The sequence below is a fragment of the Streptomyces sp. NPDC059166 genome (genome assembly GCF_042755185.1).
GTDB lineage: Bacteria > Actinomycetota > Actinomycetes > Streptomycetales > Streptomycetaceae > Streptomyces.
On the sequence record NZ_JBHZCI010000042.1, the window covers coordinates 25,614 to 43,411 of the forward strand.

General features: G+C 72.1%; 12 protein-coding genes. 3 read left to right on the forward strand and 9 right to left on the reverse strand.

Annotated features, from left to right (window positions below; all coding sequences use genetic code 11):
- Positions 1-99 precede the first annotated feature (99 nt).
- From ACFXOA_RS26655 to iolC, 5 genes are read right to left on the reverse strand one after another with little or no spacing between them, the layout of a single operon-like run.
- Positions 100-1,599 carry a CoA-acylating methylmalonate-semialdehyde dehydrogenase gene (locus ACFXOA_RS26655; protein WP_385033528.1) on the reverse strand — a complete coding sequence of 500 codons (1,500 nt, stop codon included), beginning with the start codon at positions 1,597-1,599 and terminating at the stop codon, positions 100-102.
- A gap of 13 nt (positions 1,600-1,612) precedes the next feature.
- Complete coding sequence (gene iolD, locus ACFXOA_RS26660) at positions 1,613-3,526, reverse strand: 3D-(3,5/4)-trihydroxycyclohexane-1,2-dione acylhydrolase (decyclizing) (protein ID WP_385033531.1); 1,914 nt, start codon at positions 3,524-3,526, stop codon at positions 1,613-1,615.
- Entirely contained in the window at positions 3,523-4,440 is a 918-nt protein-coding gene (gene iolB, locus ACFXOA_RS26665) for a 5-deoxy-glucuronate isomerase (protein ID WP_385033534.1), read from the reverse strand. The genes iolD and iolB overlap by 4 nt, the downstream gene beginning before the upstream one ends.
- Positions 4,441-4,471: 31 nt before the next feature.
- Positions 4,472-5,362: a deoxyribose-phosphate aldolase gene (locus tag ACFXOA_RS26670; RefSeq protein WP_385033538.1), complete on the reverse strand. Its 891-nt coding sequence runs from the start codon at positions 5,360-5,362 to the stop codon at positions 4,472-4,474.
- A gap of 57 nt (positions 5,363-5,419) precedes the next feature.
- Positions 5,420-6,472: a 5-dehydro-2-deoxygluconokinase gene (gene iolC / locus ACFXOA_RS26675; RefSeq protein WP_385033541.1), complete on the reverse strand. Its 1,053-nt coding sequence runs from the start codon at positions 6,470-6,472 to the stop codon at positions 5,420-5,422.
- A 304-nt stretch (positions 6,473-6,776) separates the two neighbouring features.
- Between iolC and ACFXOA_RS26680 the strand changes: the two genes are divergently transcribed.
- Positions 6,777-7,703: a sugar phosphate isomerase/epimerase family protein gene (locus ACFXOA_RS26680; RefSeq protein ID WP_385033544.1), complete on the forward strand. Its 927-nt coding sequence runs from the start codon at positions 6,777-6,779 to the stop codon at positions 7,701-7,703.
- Between the two features lie 181 nt (positions 7,704-7,884).
- Here ACFXOA_RS26680 and ACFXOA_RS26685 read toward each other — a convergent pair whose 3' ends face one another.
- The gene (locus tag ACFXOA_RS26685) at positions 7,885-8,937 is read right to left on the reverse strand and encodes an alcohol dehydrogenase catalytic domain-containing protein (protein WP_385033547.1); all 1,053 of its coding nucleotides are present in this window, start codon (positions 8,935-8,937) and stop codon (positions 7,885-7,887) included.
- Positions 8,938-9,255: 318 nt separating this feature from the next.
- On the opposite strand from ACFXOA_RS26685, the gene ACFXOA_RS26690 reads away from it, so the two are divergent.
- Together ACFXOA_RS26690 and ACFXOA_RS26695 are read left to right on the forward strand one after the other, a co-directional pair.
- Positions 9,256-9,561 (forward strand): heavy-metal-associated domain-containing protein, encoded by a 306-nt coding sequence (locus tag ACFXOA_RS26690; protein WP_385033550.1) that lies wholly within the window; start codon positions 9,256-9,258, stop codon positions 9,559-9,561.
- 70 nt (positions 9,562-9,631) lie between these two features.
- The gene (locus ACFXOA_RS26695) at positions 9,632-12,025 is read left to right on the forward strand and encodes a heavy metal translocating P-type ATPase (RefSeq protein ID WP_385033553.1); all 2,394 of its coding nucleotides are present in this window, start codon (positions 9,632-9,634) and stop codon (positions 12,023-12,025) included.
- Between the two features lie 557 nt (positions 12,026-12,582).
- On the opposite strand, the gene ACFXOA_RS26700 is transcribed toward ACFXOA_RS26695, so the two are convergent.
- From ACFXOA_RS26700 to ACFXOA_RS26710, 3 genes are all read right to left on the reverse strand, one after another.
- Positions 12,583-13,878 carry a citrate synthase gene (locus ACFXOA_RS26700; RefSeq protein ID WP_362549545.1) on the reverse strand — a complete coding sequence of 432 codons (1,296 nt, stop codon included), beginning with the start codon at positions 13,876-13,878 and terminating at the stop codon, positions 12,583-12,585.
- Between the two features lie 199 nt (positions 13,879-14,077).
- Positions 14,078-16,309, reverse strand: a complete 2,232-nt coding sequence (locus tag ACFXOA_RS26705; protein ID WP_385033557.1) for an ATP-dependent RecD-like DNA helicase — start codon at positions 16,307-16,309, stop codon at positions 14,078-14,080.
- A 104-nt stretch (positions 16,310-16,413) separates the two neighbouring features.
- On the reverse strand, positions 16,414-17,568 hold the full coding sequence (locus ACFXOA_RS26710; RefSeq protein ID WP_385033560.1) for a serine hydrolase domain-containing protein: 1,155 nt from the start codon (positions 17,566-17,568) through the stop codon (positions 16,414-16,416).
- Positions 17,569-17,798 lie beyond the last annotated feature (230 nt).

Below are 17,798 nucleotides of genomic sequence, written 5' to 3' on the forward strand. Positions count from 1 at the left end.
CGGTGCGGAAGCTCGATTCGGGACGACTCCCTCACCCCGCCCTCGTGGAGGGCGGGGTGAGGGGGTGGGTCCTGGGGCGGGGCAACCCCAGGGGACGGATCAGTGGTTGCGCGGGAAGCCCAGGTCCACGCCGGCCGGGGCGTCGGCCGGGTCCGGCCAGCGGGTGGTGACGACCTTGCCGCGGGTGTAGAAGTGCACTCCGTCGTTGCCGTAGATGTGGTGGTCGCCGAAGAGGGAGTCCTTCCAGCCGCCGAAGGAGTGGTAGCCCACCGGCACCGGGATCGGGACGTTGACGCCGACCATGCCGGCCTCGATCTCCAGCTGGAAGCGGCGGGCCGCGCCGCCGTCGCGGGTGAAGATCGCGGTGCCGTTGCCGAACGGCGAGGCGTTCATCAGGGCGACGCCGTCCTCGTAGGTGCCGACGCGCAGGACGCAGAGCACCGGGCCGAAGATCTCGTCGCGGTAGGCGTCGGAGTCGGTGGAGACGTTGTCCAGGAGGGACAGCCCGATCCAGTGGCCGTTCTCGAAGCCCTCGACGGTGTGGCCGGTGCCGTCCAGGACGACGTCTGCTCCCTGCGCGGCGGCGCCGGTGACGTAGGAGGCGACCTTGTCGCGGTGGGCGGCGGTGATCAGCGGACCCATCTCGGAGGCCGGGTCGTCGCCGGGGCCGATCTTGATCTTCTCGGCGCGCTCACGGATCTTCGCGACCAGTTCGTCCCCGATGGAACCGACCGCGACGACGGCGGAGATGGCCATGCAGCGCTCACCGGCGGAGCCGTACGCGGCGGAGACCGCGGCGTCGGCAGCCGCGTCGAGGTCGGCGTCGGGGAGGACCAGCATGTGGTTCTTCGCGCCGCCGAGGGCCTGTACGCGCTTGCCGTTGGCGGAGGCCGTGGCGTGGATGTACTTCGCGATGGGGGTGGAGCCGACGAAGGAGACGGCGGCGACGTCCGGGTGGGCGAGGAGGCCGTCCACGGCGACCTTGTCGCCGTGGAGCACGTTCAGCACGCCGTCGGGCAGTCCGGCCTCGGCGGCGAGCTCGGCCAGCCGGTTCGCGGCCGAGGGGTCCTTCTCGCTGGGCTTCAGGACGAAGGTGTTCCCGCAGGCGATGGCCAGCGGGAACATCCACATCGGCACCATGGCCGGGAAGTTGAACGGGGTGATGCCCGCGACGACACCGAGCGGCTGGCGGATCGAGGAGACGTCGACCCGGCTGGAGACCTGGGTCGACAGCTCGCCCTTGAGCTGGGTGGTGATGCCGCAGGCCAGCTCGACGATCTCCAGACCGCGGGCGACCTCGCCCAGCGCGTCGGAGTGCACCTTGCCGTGCTCGGCCGTGATCAGCGCGGCGATCTCGTCGCGGTGGGCGTCCAGCAGGGCGCGGTAGCGGAAGAGGACGGCGGTACGCGCGGCGAGCGAGGAGGTGCCCCAGGTCTCGTAGGCGGCCTTCGCGGCGGTCACCGCGGCGTCGACCTCCTCGGTCGAGGCGAGCGCGACGCGGGTGGTGACGGCGCCGGTGGCGGGGTCGGTGACCTCGCCGTGGTTGCCCGAGGTGCCCTCGACGGTCTTGCCACCGATCCAGTGGTTGACGGTCTTCATGACGGGGTCTCCTTCACAGGTGGCGGCGTCGGGCTGCGATCTGCCGGTCGTACTCTTTCCTGGCCTCGACCGCCGACGAGCGGGTCGCGGTCTCGGCCACGGGAACATCCCACCACGCCTGTGCGGGAGGGGGGCCCGACACTGTGTCGGGCGTTTCGGTCTCGACGTAGACACAAGTGGGACGGTCCGAGCCCCTCGCCTCGGCGAGGGCGGAGCGCAGCTCCCCCACGGTCACCGCACGCAGGACCCGCATGCCGAGGGAGGCTGCGTTCGCGGCGAGGTCGACGGGGAGCGGGGCGCCGGTGTAGGCACCGTCGCCTGTGCGGTGGCGGTAGGCGGTGGCGAAGCGTTCGGCGCCGACGGACTCGGAGAGGCCGCCGATGGACGCGTAGCCGTGGTTCTGCAGGATGACGAGCTTGACGGGCAGGCCCTCCTGCACGGCGGTGACGATCTCGGTCGGGTTCATCAGGTACGTGCCGTCGCCGACCAGCGCCCACACCGGCCGGTCGGGCGCGGCGAGCTGGACCCCGAGGGCGGCGGGGATCTCGTATCCCATGCAGGAGTAGCCGTACTCCACGTGGTACTGCCTCGGGGAGCGGGTCCGCCAGAGCTTGTGGAGGTCGCCGGGGAGGGAACCGGCCGCGTTGATGAGGATGTCGTCCTCGGTGACCAGCTCGTCCAGCGCCCCGAGGACCTGCGCCTGGGTGGGCCGGGCGTCCGGGTCGGGGGTGGCGTACGCGGCGTCGACGCGCCGCTCCCAGCGGGCCTTGGCCTCGGTGTACTCGCTCTCGTAGCCGGCCTCGACGCGGTGGCCCCGCGCGCGCAGCGCCTCCCCGAGGGCCGCGAGGGAGGTGCGGGCGTCGCCGACGAGGGTCAGGGCGGAGAGCTTGTGGGCGTCGAAGCCCGCCACGTTGAGGTTGAGGAAGCGGACGGCCGGGTCGGCGAAGAGGGTGCCGGACGCGGTCGTGAAGTCGGTGTAGCGGGTGCCGACGCCGATGACCAGGTCGGCCTCGCGGGCGAGCGCGTCGGCGGTGGCGGTGCCGGTGTGGCCGATCCCGCCGACGTCGGCGGGGTGGTCGTGGCGGAGCGAACCCTTGCCGGCCTGTGTGGAGGCGACGGGGATACGGGTGGCCGCGGCGAAGGCGGCCAGGGTGTCCTCGGCGGCGCTGTGGTGGACCCCGCCGCCGGCGACGATCAGCGGGCGGCGCGCGGCGCGCACGGCCTGGACGGCACGTTCGAGTTCGTCCGGGTCGGGGGCCTGCCGGCGCACGTTCCAGACGCGGGTCGCGAAGAACTCCTCCGGCCAGTCGTAGGCCTCGGCCTGCACGTCCTGGGGCAGCGCGAGGGTGACGGCGCCCGTGGCCTCCGGGTCGGCGAGGGTGCGCATCGCCTGGAGGGCGGCGGGGATCAGCGCCTCGGGGCGGGTGATCCGGTCGAAGTAGCGGGAGACCGGGCGCAGGCAGTCGTTCACCGACACGTCGCCCTCGTGGGGCACTTCGAGCTGCTGGAGGACCGGGTCCGCCGGACGGGTCGCGAAGGTGTCCCCGGGGAGGAGGAGTACGGGCAGGTGGTTGACGGTGGCGAGGGCGGCGCCGGTGACCAGGTTGGTGGCGCCGGGGCCGATGGAGGTGGTCACCGCGTGTGCGGACATCCGTCCCGACTGGCGTGCGTATCCGACGGCGGCGTGCACCATCGCCTGTTCGCTGCGGCCCTGGTGGAAGGGCATCGCGGGCCCGGCTTCGACGAGGGCCTGCCCGATCCCCGCGACGTTGCCGTGCCCGAAGATGCCCCAGGTGGCGCCGATCAGACGGTGTCTGTGGCCGTCGCGTTCGGTGTACTGGCGGGAGAGGAAGGCGATCAGCGCCTGGGCGGTGGTGAGCCTGCGGGTGGACGCGGTGCGCGTGGACGCGGTGCGGGATCCGGTCACGGGGCCTCCTCCGGGGCGTCGAGCGGGGACCGGCCGTCGAGCGGGGACCGGCCGTCGAGCGGGAGCCGGGGGTCGACGGGCTGGTCCGGCCAGGTCTCCCGGATCCAGCGGTGGTCCGGGTGGTCCCGGATCAGCCACTCGCGCTCCCCCGGGCCCGCCATCACGTTCAGGTAGTACAGGGTCCGGCCGGGCGGGGCGATGGACGGGCCGTGCCACCCGTCGGGGATGAGGACGGCGTCTCCGGTGGCGACCTCGGCGAGGACGTCCGTCCCGCCGGGGCGGGACGGGGACACCCGGTGGTAGCCGAGCCCGTCGCCCTCCACCTCGAAGTAGTAGATCTCCTCCAGGACGGACTCCTCGCCCGGGCGGTGCTCGTCGTGCTTGTGCGGCGGGTACGAGGACCAGTTGCCCCCGGGGGTGAGGACCTCGACGGCGATCAGCCGGTCGCACTCGAACGTGTCGGCGGCGGCGAAGTTGTTCACCTGGCGCGAGCACGCGCCGGCGCCGCGGAGTTCCACCGGTACCTCCGGCGCGGGGCCGTAGCGAGCGGGGAGTTGTCGCTCGCACTTCGCTCCTGCCAGGGCGAAGCGGCCTCCTGCGCCGGAGGCGATCTGGGCGCGGGCGTCGCGTGGGACATAGGCGAAGTCGCTCACCGCACCGAACACGTCTTTCCTGCCCAGCAGTTCAAAGATCTCACCTGCCGTCCGCACCGTACAGGAGCCGGACAACGGCAGGACGATCCATTCGCTCCCCCCGGTTACCAGGGTGTGAACACCACCCGGCTCCAGCTCCAGCACACGCAGACTCGACCGCTCCCACCCGGCTCGCTCCGGGTCGATGTCGAGGGCGTACGGGGCGCGTGACGCACGGCCCGCCTTCAGGTGGTGGTCGCGCTGCTCGTCGGACGTCGTCATGGCTCCATCCCTACCCGGCGTCCGGTCCGGCTCACAGGAGCCCGACGGCCGTGTCGACCGCGGCCGCCACGTCCCCGTCCGCCGGGTAGAGGAGCGAACGCCCGACCACCAGGCCCTGCACGGTCGGCAGCCGCAGCGCGGCGCGCCACCGCTCGTAGGCGCCGTCCGGGTCCTCCCTGACCTCACCTCCCAGCAGTACGGCGGGCAGGGTCGAGGCGCGCATGACCCGTTCCATGTCGTCGGGGTTCTCGGTGACGGGGACCTTCAGCCAGGTGTACGCGGATGTGCCGCCGAGCCCGGAGGCGATCGCGATGGAGGTGGTGACGGCGGTGGCACCCAGGTCGGTGCGCAGCCCGTCGCGGGTGCGGTGGCAGAGGAAGGGCTCGATGAAGACCGGCAGCCTGAGGGCCGCCATCTCGTCGACGGTGCGTGCGGCGGTGTGCAGGGTGTCCAGGGAGCCGGGGTCGTCGTGATCGATCCTCAGCAGGAGTTTGCCCGCGTCGTATCCGTGCCGGGCGAGGTCGGCGGGACGGTGGCCGGTGAAGCGGTCGTCGAGCTCGAACGCCGCTCCGGCGAGTCCGCCGCGGTTCATCGAGCCGAGGACGACCTTGTCGTCCAGCGCGCCGAGGAGCAGCAGGTCCTCCAGTACGTCCGCGCCCGCCAGTACCCCGTCGACACCGGGGCGGGCGAGTGCGGTGCGGAGCCGCTCCAGCAGGTCGAAGCGGTCGGCCATCGCGAGGTCGTCGTCCCCGACCGCGAGGGCGCCCCGGGCAGGGTGGTCGGCCGCGACGATCATCAGCCGTCCGGTGGGGCCGACCAGGGGCCGCCGGCGGCGGGCGCCCGCCGCCTCGGCCACCGCCTCGGGCCGTTGGGCACGCAGGCGTACGAGGTCGGCGGGGCCGGCCGCGGCGGGCGTGGTCATCGCGCCCCTCAGGCGGGGCCGGCGGTCATGGGGCTCCCTCCCCGGCGGGCCCGGCCGTCATCGGGTCCGTTCCGCGTTCGCGGGCGCCACAGCACCGTCCCTGACGGCCTGTTCGACCTCGTACGGATACGGCATCGCGGAGGAGCAGGCCAGCCGCGAGGCGACGACGGCCCCTGCCGCGTTCGCGTAGCGCATGATCTCGGGGGTCCTCCAGCCGGCGAGAAGCCCGTGGCAGAGGGCGCCGCCGAAGGCGTCCCCCGCGCCCAGACCGTTGACGACATCGACGGGCAGGGGAGGGATCTCGGCCGTGGTGCCGTCCCGGTGGACCGCGAGGACACCCGCCGGCCCCTGTTTGACGACGGCGAGTTCGGGTCCGGCGTCGAGCAGGGCGCGGGCCGCCGCGTGCGGTTCGCGTTCGCCGGTGGCGACCTCGCACTCGTCGAGGTTGCCGACGGCGACCGTGGCGTGGGCGAGCGCCTGGCGGTAGTGGGTGCGCGCGTAGCGGATGCCGTCCTGGTCCTTCCCGCCCCCGTCCGCGCCGCCTCCCGCGCCGTGGCCGTCGCCCCAGAACATGGGCCGCCAGTCCAGGTCGAAGACGGTGGCGCGCGGGGAGGCCGGGGTTCCCGGGTGGGCGCCGCGCGCCCCTAGGGCGGCGAGGGTCGCGGAGCGGCTGGGCTCGGCGCAGAGCCCGGTGCCGGTCATCCAGAACACCCGGGCGTCCCGGATCGCGTCCAGGTCGAGTTCCCCGGTGCGGATCTCCAGGTCGGGGGCCTTGGGCTGCCGGTAGAAGTAGAGGGGGAAGTCGTCCGGCGGGAAGAGCTCGCAGAAGGTCACGGGAGTCGGGTACTCGGCGACGGCGCCGACCCATCTGTCGTCCACCCCGAACTCCCGCAGCGCCTGGTGGAGGTAGTCGCCGAAACCGTCCTCGCCGGTCCGGGTGACGACCGCCGTGCGGCGGCCCAGGCGGGCCGCGGCGACCGCCACGTTGGACGGTGAGCCGCCGAGGAACTTCCCGAAGGTCTCGACACGGGCGAGCGGTACACCGGTCTGCAGCGGGTAGATGTCCACCCCGATACGCCCCATGGTGATCACGTCGTACGGCTCACGCATACGCATCCCTTCCACCCGGCGCTCCGGCCCGGCGCGTCACCCCGGGGCAGGGAACTCCCGGCCCGGGTGCGGGTCGTCGTGTCCTCGGACGTCCCGTCAGGTGCGGACAGCGGAGCGTCCGATGCCGGTGCCGACACCGCACCGGGCCGCTCCGTCCGGTCCTTCCCGGCCACCGGCTCCCGGCCGGCGGGAGACGGTCCTCCGAGGACTCTTCCTAGCCCTCGCAGGGGACCCTGTCAACACTTTGTCCGGACATTCGGACGAACCCTTGACACCCTTCCCGGGGAACTGGAGGGTGGGCGATATGACCTCCTCCGTACCATCTCCGGCCCGCATCCGCATCGGTTCGGCACCTGACTCGTGGGGGGTGTGGTTCCCGGACGATCCACAACAGGTGCCCTGGGAACGCTTCCTGGACGAGGTGTCCGAGGCGGGCTACGAGTGGATCGAACTCGGGCCGTACGGCTATCTGCCGACCGACCCGGCCCGGCTCGCGGACGAGACCGCGCGCCGGAACCTCGCGGTCTCGGCGGGCACCGTCTTCACGGGATTGCACCACGGCCCCTCGGTCTGGGACCGGACCTGGGAGCATGTCGCGGACATCGCGGCACTCACCCGGGCGATGGGCGCCGGGCATCTGGTGGTCATCCCGTCCTTCTGGCGGGACGACAGGACGGGCGAGGTCCTGGAGGACCGCACGCTCACCGCGGAGCAGTGGCGCGACCTGACCTCGCAGACGGAGCGCCTGGCACGGGAGGTCCGTGACCGCTACGGGCTCGGGATCGTCGTACATCCGCATGCCGACACGCACATCGACAGCGAGGAGAACGTCGAACGCTTCCTCGACGCCACCGACCCGGATCTCGTATCCCTCTGCCTCGACACCGGCCACTACGCGTACTGCGGCGGGGACAGCGTGAAGCTCATCAGGACGTACGGGGAGCGGATCGGTTACCTGCACCTGAAGCAGGTCGACCCCGAGGTGCTCGCCGATGTCGTCGCGAACGAGGTGCCGTTCGGTCCGGCGGTCGCACGCGGGGTGATGTGCGAGCCGCCGGGCGGCGTACCGGCGCTGGAGCCCGTGCTGGACGCCGCGCGAGCCCTGGGCAGGGATCTGTTCGCCGTCGTCGAGCAGGACATGTATCCCTGCCCGCCCGACAGGCCTCTCCCCATCGCCCGCCGCACCCGGGAGTTCCTCCGCATCTGCGGGCCCGCGCGGCCCGCCTCCTGAACCCGGCCTCCCGATCCGCCCGGCGGCCGCGAGACGGCCGCCCCTCGGGCCGCCGGCCCCTCCCCGGCCACGCACGCCCGACCGGCACACGGCCCTCGCCCGGATCGCCTCCCGCCCCGGCGACAGGGGCCGTCGAGTACGGGCGCGCCCCTCGGCGGGGCGTGCGGTCCGCCCCGGGCGCTCAGGCGCGCTTCGACGGTTCGATCACGGTGACACCCGCTCCCGGTGCGGCGCCCATCGCCGCGAGTGCGGCGGGCGCGGCGTCCAGGCCGATGAGGGAGGTCACCAGACGGTCCGGCCGCAGCGTGCCGTCCCGGACCATGCCCATCATCCGCGGGTAGTCGTGGGCGGCCATCCCATGGCTGCCGAGGATCTCCAGCTCCAGCCCGATCACCCTCGCCATGGGAACCACGGGGTCACCGGCCGCCGACGGCAGCAGCCCCACCTGGACGTGCCGGCCCCGCCATCTCAGGCCGCGCACCGAGGCGGCGCAGGTGACGGGGGAGCCCAGGGCGTCGAGCGACAGGTGCGCCCCGCCACCGGTCAGCTCGCGCACGGCCTCGTCCGCGCCGTCCGGGTGCTCCGAGGCGTCCACGCACGCGTACGCCCCGAAGGCGCGCGCCAGTTCCAGGGCCCGCGGCGACACGTCCACGGCCACCACCCGGGCACCGCACGCCACCGCGATCATGACGGCCGACAGCCCGACACCGCCGCAGCCGTGGACGGCGACCCACTCCCCCGCCGCGACCCGGCCCTGCCCCACCACGGCGCGGAACGCCGTGGCGAAGCGGCAGCCGAGCGCGGCGGCCGTCGCCGGAGACAGCCCCTCGGGAACATGTACGAGGTTGACGTCGGCCTCCTCCAACGCCACGTACTCGGCGAACGAGCCCCAGTGGGTGAAGCCGGGCTGGGTCTGGCGTTCGCACACCTGCTGGGCGCCGGAGGCACAGGCCGCACACCGGCCGCAGGCACAGACGAAGGGCACCGTGACCCGGTCACCGGCCCGCCAGTTCCGCACGCCGGATCCCACGCCCTCGACCACTCCCGCGAGCTCGTGGCCCGGTACGTGCGGGAGGACGATGCCCGGATCGTGCCCCATCCAGCCGTGCCAGTCGCTCCGGCAGAGACCGGTGGCCTCCACCCGGACCACGACGCCTCCGGCCGGGGGAGCCGGATCCGGGAGGTCGCGTACCCGTGCCTCCCGGCCGAACTCCTCGAACACCACTGCCCGCACGGCTCCGCCTCTCCGCCCGGGGCGCACCCCGGCCCTCGAAGCCGGGTACGGGCCGGACACCCCGGCCGTACCCGGCTTCCTCGTTCTCGCCCTCGGTCCGGTGAATCTACGCTCCGGGTGGGGTCCTGTCGCCGAGGACCGGGAGCCGAGGGCAGTGACGGACGGCCACCCGGAGCGCCTGGCCCGCGACACGCCCGCCCGGCGGACGCACGGGAGCCTCAATACCCCCTAGGGGTATACTGTCATCAGGGCGGGCCACCCTCCGGGCTTCCCGGACGGCCCACCGCGCCCACTCGCACCACCGAAGAGGAGAACGCCATGACCGCCGAGACCGACACGCCCCGGGCCGCGGGTACCTGCTGCTCGTCCACCGGCGCCCAGGACACGACCGCCGGGACGCGTGCCGCCGGTGTGACCACCGTGTACGAGGTGAAGGGCATGACCTGCGGCCACTGCGAGGGGGCCGTCTCCGAGGAGATCTCGGAGATCGAGGGGGTCACCTCGGTGAGGGCGGAGGCCGCCACTGGCCTGGTGACCGTCGGCTCGGCCGCCGCCCTACCCGAGGACGCCGTCCGGGCCGCCGTGGACGAGGCGGGTTACGAACTCGTCGGCCGTCACGCCTGACCCGCACCGCCGCCGGGGCGCCGATACTGGTGGGGGAAAGCCCGACCGCTCGACCCAGGAGTCCGCACACATGGCCAGCACCACGGCAGCCGAGGCTCCGGCGGCGGAGACCTCCGATGCCGAGTTGACGATCGGCGGGATGACCTGCGCCTCCTGCGCGGCCCGCGTGGAGAAGAAGCTCAACCGGATGGACGGCGTCACCGCCACCGTCAACTACGCGACCGAGAAGGCCCGCGTCTCCTACGGCGCCGGCACCACGCTCGACGACCTCGTGGCCACGGTGGAGAGAACGGGCTACACGGCCGAGCCCGTCGTCCGCCCCGCACCCCCGGCCCGGGCACCCGAGGACATCCCGGCGCCGGGCGGACCGGCCGCGACCCCGGGGGGCACCGGCCCCGCCCCGCCCCAGGACGCGGACGCCCCAGTCCTGGAGCCGGGCACCTCCCACGGGGCGGCGGACCGTGCGGCGGAAGAGGCCCTTGCCGCGCTGCGCCGGCGCCTCACCGTCTCGGCGGTGCTGGCACTTCCGGTGGTCCTTCTGGCCATGGTGCCCGCGCTCCAGTTCGACAACTGGCAGTGGCTGTCGCTCACCCTGGCCGCCCCGGTCGTCGTCTGGGGCGGCCTGCCCTTCCATCGGGCCGCGTGGACGAACCTGCGCCACGGGGCGGCGACGATGGACACCCTGGTGTCCATCGGCACCCTCGCGGCCTTCGGCTGGTCGCTGTGGGCCCTGTTCCTCGGCGACGCGGGCACACCCGCGATGCGGCACGGGTTCGAGGTCACGGCGGCAGGCTCCACCCCCGCGTCCACCATCTACCTGGAGGTGGCGGCAGGGGTCGTCGCCTTCATCCTGCTGGGCCGTTACCTGGAGGCACGGGCCCGGCGGAAGGCCGGCGCGGCCCTGCGGGCCCTGCTCGGCCTCGGCGCGAAGGACGTCTCGGTCCTCCGCCCGGCCACCGCGCCCGGTCGGGAGCCCGAGGAGGTACGCCTCCCCGTCCAGCGGCTCCTCGTGGGCGACCGCTTCGTGGTGCGGCCCGGCGAGAAGATCGCCACGGACGGTGTCGTGATCGAGGGCCGCTCGGCCGTCGACGCCTCGATGCTCACCGGGGAGTCCGTCCCGGTGGACGCCGCCCCCGGGGACTCCGTCGCCGGGGCGACGCTCAACACGTCCGGGCGGCTGGTCGTCGAGGCGACCAGGGTCGGCGCCGACACCCAGCTGGCGCGCATCGCCGCCCTCGTGGAGGAGGCCCAGAGCGGCAAGGCCGCCGCCCAGCGCCTCGCGGACCGGATCTCCTCGGTCTTCGTCCCCGTGGTGCTGCTGCTCGCCCTCGCGACGCTGGTCGGCCAGTTGCTCGCGACCGACGACATCACCGCCTCCTTCACCGCGGCCGTCGCCGTGCTGATCATCGCCTGCCCCTGCGCTCTGGGTCTCGCCACACCGACCGCCCTCCTCGCGGGCACGGGGCGCGGCGCCCAGCTGGGCATCCTCGTCAGGGGGCCCGAGGTGCTGGAGACGGCCCGGCGGATCGACACGGTCGTACTCGACAAGACCGGCACGGTCACCACCGGCCGGATGACGCTGGTACGCGTGCACACCGCGCCCGGTTCCACCGAGGCGGAGGTGCTGCGCCTCGCGGGCGCCCTGGAGAACGCCTCCGGGCACCCGGTGGCGCGTGCGGTCGCCGCCGGGGCCGCGGCCCGCGCGGGCGGGGCGCTGCCCGCCCCCGACGGCTTCACCGACCTGCCCGGCCTGGGGGTGCGGGGCACCGTGGACGGGCACGACGTACTGGCCGGCCGGGACCGGCTCGTCACCGACGCCGGGATCGCGCTGCCGCCCCAGCTGGCCACCGCCCTCGCCGAGGCCGCGGCCCGGGGTGCCACGACGGTGACCGTGGCCTGGGACGGTGCCGCGCACGGGGTGCTGGAGGTGGCGGACACGGTGAAGGAGAGCAGCGCGGAGGCCGTCGCCGAGCTCCGCGCCCTGGGGCTCGAACCGATCCTGCTGACCGGGGACAACCGGGCGGCGGCGGAGAGCGTGGCCCGCGCGGTGGGCATCACGGAGATCCACGCGGAGGTCCTCCCGGAGGGGAAGGCCGAGGTCGTACGGCGTCTCCAGGCCGGGGGCCGGTCCGTCGCGATGGCCGGTGACGGCGTCAACGACGCGGCGGCGCTCGCGGCGGCCGATCTGGGTCTTTCGATGGGCTCCGGGGCCGACGCGGCGATCGAAGCGGCGGACATCACGCTGGTTCGTGGAGATCTCAAGGTGACAGCTGACGCGATCCGCCTCTCAAGGCGTACTCTGTCCACCATCAGAAGCAACCTCTTCTGGGCCTTCGGCTACAACGTGGCCGCACTGCCTTTGGCTGCGTTCGGGCTGCTCAGCCCCATGATCGCGGGTGCGGCGATGGCGTTTTCGTCGGTCTTCGTCGTGACGAACAGCCTGAGGTTGCGCTCCTTCACATAATTTCTACAAAGAGACTTAGATCACACCGATTCGAGGGTAACCATCTGATGGGTTGGTGAGTCTAAGAGTGCGATGCCAAGGATGTCTTGGGGGACGTCCGATGGAGTGTCTTGGGGGACGCTCCATGGCAAGTGTTGGCCGGGGCACGTGCACCGGGGAGCTTTGAGCGGCCCTCCCGTACGTACGTACCCCGGCGAGCCGCACACAGCAGTACCGAACTGAATACGCACCACCGCAGAACAACGGGAGTTCAGGCTCCCTTCAGACGCCCGGCCGGATCCCGTGGGGGGAATCCGCTCCGGGATATGGGAAACGCCCTGTCCGTCGACCCGTGGGGGGATCGACGGCGGGGCGTTTCTCGCGTTCCCCCCGGCCCCCCGGCGCGCGCCGGAGCGCGGGCGGCGCCACAGCCGGCGCCCGGGGCGCCGGGGCGCCTCCACAGGCCCCGTGACGCCGAATCGCCCCGGACACCGCGCCCCCACAGGGGCGAGCGCGGTACGCGGGGCGAAGGATGCCGACCGGAAGGAGGGTCGGGGTGTGTCAGCGGTCCTCGGGCGTCAGCGGCCCTCGACCGGGACGAAGTCGCGCAGGACCTCGCCGGTGTAGATCTGGCGCGGGCGGCCGATGCGGGATCCCGGCTCCTTGATCATCTCGTGCCACTGGGCGATCCAGCCGGGGAGGCGGCCGAGCGCGAACAGCACGGTGAACATCTCCGTCGGGAAGCCCATGGCGCGGTAGATCAGGCCCGTGTAGAAGTCCACGTTGGGGTAGAGGTTGCGCGAGACGAAGTACTCGTCGGAGAGTGCGTGCTCCTCCAGCTTGAGCGCGATGTCGAGCAGCTCGTCGGACTTGCCGAGCGAGGAGAGCACATCGTGCGCCGCGGCCTTGATGATCTTGGCGCGGGGGTCGAAGGACTTGTACACCCGGTGGCCGAAGCCCATCAGGCGGACGCCGTCCTCCTTGTTCTTCACCTTCTGGATGAAGGAGTCGACGTCGCCGCCGTTGGCCTGGATGCCTTCGAGCATCTCCAGCACCGACTGGTTGGCGCCACCGTGCAGCGGGCCCCACAGGGCCGAGATGCCGGCGGAGATCGAGGCGAACATGTTCGCCTGCGAGGAGCCCACCAGGCGCACGGTGGAGGTCGAACAGTTCTGCTCGTGGTCCGCGTGGAGGATGAGCAGCTTCTCGAGCGCGGAGACGACGACCGGGTCCGGCACGTACTCCTGGGCCGGGACGGAGAACGTCATGCGCAGGAAGTTCTCGACGTAGCCGAGGTCGTTGCGCGGGTAGACGAACGGGTGCCCGATCGACTTCTTGTAGGCGTACGCCGCGATCGTCGGCAGCTTGGCGAGCAGGCGGATCGTCGAGAGGTGGCGCTGCTCCTCGTCGAACGGGTTGTGGCTGTCCTGGTAGAACGTGGACAGCGCGCTGACGACCGAGGAGAGCATGGCCATCGGGTGGGCGTCGCGCGGGAAGCCGTCGAAGAAGCGCTTGACGTCCTCGTGCAGCAGCGTGTGCTGGGTGATCTCGTTCTTGAAGGCCGACAGCTCGTCGACCTTGGGAAGGTCACCGTTGATCAGCGTGTAGGCGACCTCGAGGAACGTGGAGCTCTCGGCGAGCTGCTCGATCGGGTAGCCGCGGTACCGCAGGATGCCCTGCTCGCCGTCGAGATAGGTGATGGCGGATTTGTAGGCGGCCGTGTTGCCGTACCCGCTGTCCAGCGTCACCAGGCCCGTATGAGCCCGGAGCTTCCCGATGTCGAAGCCCTTGTCGCCGACGGTGCTGTCGATCACCGGGTAGGTGTACTCGCCATCGCCGTACCGCAGTACTACAGAGTTGTCGCTCTCGCTCACGTCATCCCTCACCGACGTAGTGCCTCTTCTTCGAGGTGCCCTGACTTGTACTCCACCCTCCCCCATTTGGCTCAGGAGAGTGCACTCGGGGTCGCCCATTGGGCCGACTGGCGGCACTGAGTGCCGTCAACTTTCTCATCCTGCCCCCTGCACAGCGGTTCCGGAAGGGCACAGTGATGTTTCCCACCGTTTTGATCGATCATTTTTCCGGACCGCCTTCGAGGCCGCCTCCACGCAACCGGAAATCAAGCCCGGTACAGCGCCTGCCTGCGGAAACCGTGCGCACCGCCTGCCCGATGGCCTTGCGTGAACCGACCAGGACGACCAGCTTCTTGGCCCTCGTCACCGCCGTGTACAGCAGGTTGCGCTGCAGCATCATCCACGCACTGGTGGTGACGGGGATGACGACCGCCGGATACTCGCTGCCCTGGGAGCGGTGGATGGTCATCGCGTAGGCGTGCGCCAGTTCGTCGAGTTCGTCGAAGTCGTAGCCGATCTCCTCGTCCTCGTCGGTCAGGACCGTCAGCGTCTGCTCGTCCGGATCGAGAGCGGTGACGACGCCGACCGTACCGTTGAAGACCCCGTTCTCCCCTTTTTCGTAGTTGTTACGGATCTGTGTCACCTTGTCGCCTACCCGGAAGACCCTGCCCCCGAACCGCTTCTCGGGAAGACCGGGGCGGCCGGGCGTGATGGCCTGCTGGAGCAGCCCGTTGAGGTGTCCGGCGCCCGCCGGACCGCGGTGCATGGGGGCGAGCACCTGCACGTCGCGGCGCGGGTCCATGCCGAACTTCGCGGGGATGCGGCGGGACGCGACGTCCACGGCGAGCACACCGGCGTCCTCCGTCTCGTCCTCCACGAAGAGGAAGAAGTCGTCCAGGCCCTGGGTCACCGGCGGAACACCCGAGTTGATCCGGTGGGCGTTGGTGACCACCCCGGACTTCCGGGCCTGCCGGAAGATGGTCGTCAGCCGCACCGCCGGCACGGGGCCGCCTTCGGCGAGCAGATCTCCCAGCACCTCTCCGGCACCGACCGACGGGAGTTGGTCCACGTCCCCCACCAGCAGGAGGTGCGCCCCGGGGGCCACCGCCTTGACCAGCTTGTTGGCGAGCAGCAGATCGAGCATCGACGCCTCGTCGACGACGACCAGATCGGCGTCCAGGGGGCGTTCGCGGTCCCAGGCCGCGTCTCCCCCGGGCTTCAGCTCCAGGAGGCGGTGCACGGTGGACGCCTCCGCGCCCGTCAGCTCGGCGAGGCGCTTCGCGGCGCGCCCGGTCGGAGCGGCCAGGACCACCTTCGCGTCGCGCGCACGGGCCAGCTCGACCACGGAGCGGACGGTGAAGGACTTCCCGCAGCCGGGGCCACCGGTGAGGACGGCGACCTTCCTGGTGAGCGCCAGCCGGACCGCGGCCTCCTGCTCGGGCGCCAGGGTCGCCCCGGTACGCCGCGCGAGCCAGGCGAGCGCCTTGTCCCAGTCGACGTCCTGGAAGCCGGGCAGCCGGTCCTCCGGCGTACGCAGCAGCCGCTGGACCTGGGAGGCCAGGGAGATCTCCGCACGGTGGAAGGGGACCAGGTACACGGCGGTGACGGGCTGCCCGCCCTCGGGCCCGGGCACCTTCTCCCGTACGACGCCCTCCGGGTCCTCGGCGAGCTCGGCCAGGCACTCGATCACCAGCCCGGTGTCGACCTGGAGGAGCTTCACCCCGTCGGCGATCAGCCGCTCCTCGGGGAGGAAGCAGTGGCCCTGGTCGGTCGACTGCGACAGCGCGTACTGGAGACCGGCCTTGACCCGTTCCGGGCTGTCGTGCGGGATGCCGACGGCCTGGGCGATGCGGTCGGCGGTGAGGAACCCGATGCCCCAGACGTCGGCGGCGAGCCGGTAGGGCTGGTTCCTCACGACGGAGATCGAGGCGTCCTCGTACTTCTTGTAGATCCGCACGGCGATGGAGGTGGAGACCCCGACGCTCTGGAGGAAGACCATGACCTCCTTGATCGCCTTCTGCTCCTCCCAGGCCGCGGCGATCATCTTCGTCCGCTTGGGACCGAGACCGGGCACCTCGACGAGCCGCTTCGGGTGCTGCTCGATGATGTCGAGGGTGTCCACACCGAAGTGGGTGGTGATGCGGTCGGCCATCACCGGGCCGATGCCCTTGATCAGGCCGGAGCCGAGGTAGCGGCGGATGCCCTGGATGGTCGCGGGGAGCACCGTCGTGTAGTTGTCGACGAGGAACTGCCTGCCGAACTGCGGGTGCGAGCCCCACCGCCCCTCCATCCGCAGGGACTCGCCGGGCTGGGCACCCAGCAGCGAGCCGACGACGGTGAGCAGATCGCCCGCGCCTCTGCCGGTGTCGACACGGGCGACGGTGTAGCCGTTCTCCTCGTTGGCGTAGGTGATCCGCTCCAGGACGCCTTCGAGCACGGCGGTGTGGGACATGGGGCAGACGCTATCGGGTGGCACCGACACCGCGCGGGCCGGTGCGGGAGAACCGGGGCGGGAGGGCCGTGTGCCTGCCCTCCGCGCTCCCGGGCTCTCTCCGGCTAACGGCTGCCGCGTACCGCGGCGAGCATCGCCTCGATCAGCAGGGTGTTCTCCCTGTCCGCGCTGTCCCCCAGCGCGAACCGGCTGCGGATGTAGGCATAGGCCAGGCGGTCGGAGGGGCTGGCGAACGCCATGGCGCCCGCGGCGCCCCCGTGGCCGAAGGCGTCCGGGCCGAGCGCCGAGTAACGGTTGTCGAGGGTCTGGAACCCCAGGGCGAACCGGCTCTCGCAGTTGCCGACCAGGTCGATGCCCTCCGAATGGATCCGGGTGAACTCCTCGGTCGTGTCCGGGTCGAGCAGTGCGGGACTGCCGTCCAGGACTCCGATGACGGCGGCGTAGGCGGCCGCCGCGCCCCTGGCGGAGGCCACTCCGCCGGCCGAGCCCTGGCCCAGAGCCCTGGTGAGCCGGAAGTTGGGGAAGACGGAGAGGTCCGGCATATGGGTCCTGCTGAACGCTATCGCCTCCAGCTTCCCCGGCTCCGGCGGCACTTCGTCGTCCGGGCCGGGCACCGCGGGGGTGACGTCCAGGTACAGGGAGTCCAGTTCCTCGGGGAGCCCGAGGTAGAAGCCGAGGTCACGCGGTCCGCGCACCCGCTGCTCCCACCAGTCCTGCAGGCTCCGCCCGGTGGCCCTGCGGACGACCTCGCAGAGGAGGGCGGAGATCACGAGCCCGTGGTAGCCGAACCCCTCGCCGGGGGTCCAGTACGGGGCCTGTGCGGCGAGGCGCTCCGCGATGACCGCTTCGTCGGCCAGCTCCTCGATCGTGAGGGCTTCGTCGACACCGATCACGCCCGCCTGGTGGGCGAGCAACTGCCGCAGCGTGACGGCCTCCTTGCCCGCCTGGGCGAACTCCGGCCAGTACGAGGCGACCGTACGGTCGAGGTCGAGTATCCCGTCCTGGACGAGCAGGGCCACGACGATGTAGGCGGCGCCCTTGCTGATCGAGAACACACCGGTCACGGTGTCGCCCTCGACCCCCGGTCCTGCCCAGAGGTCCACGACACGCGCCCCGTCGTGGTGGACGGCCACCTGCAATCCGGTCGGCCGCGGCTGCTGCCGCACCACCTGCTCGAAGGCCTCCCGTACGCCTTCGAAACCGGGGCGCACCTCCCCGTGCACCGTGGCCTCGCCGGTCTCGCGGTCGCTCGCCAACATGTCTCTCCCCTGTCGTCACCATGCGGATGCGGTCGCTCGGCTCTGCCGGGTGGTCGCGGAGGCATTGCCGACGCCTCGACACCTGCACATCGTCGGTCCCGCTGAGCGCGGAGGCTAGCAGGTGGGACGCTGTCGAAGCGCTTCCGGGGACCCTCACCGAGCCCTGCCGCAGGGGCCGTTCGGCGCCACCGCCCCGAACCCCTGGCGTACGCCGGGCCCGGTATCTATGC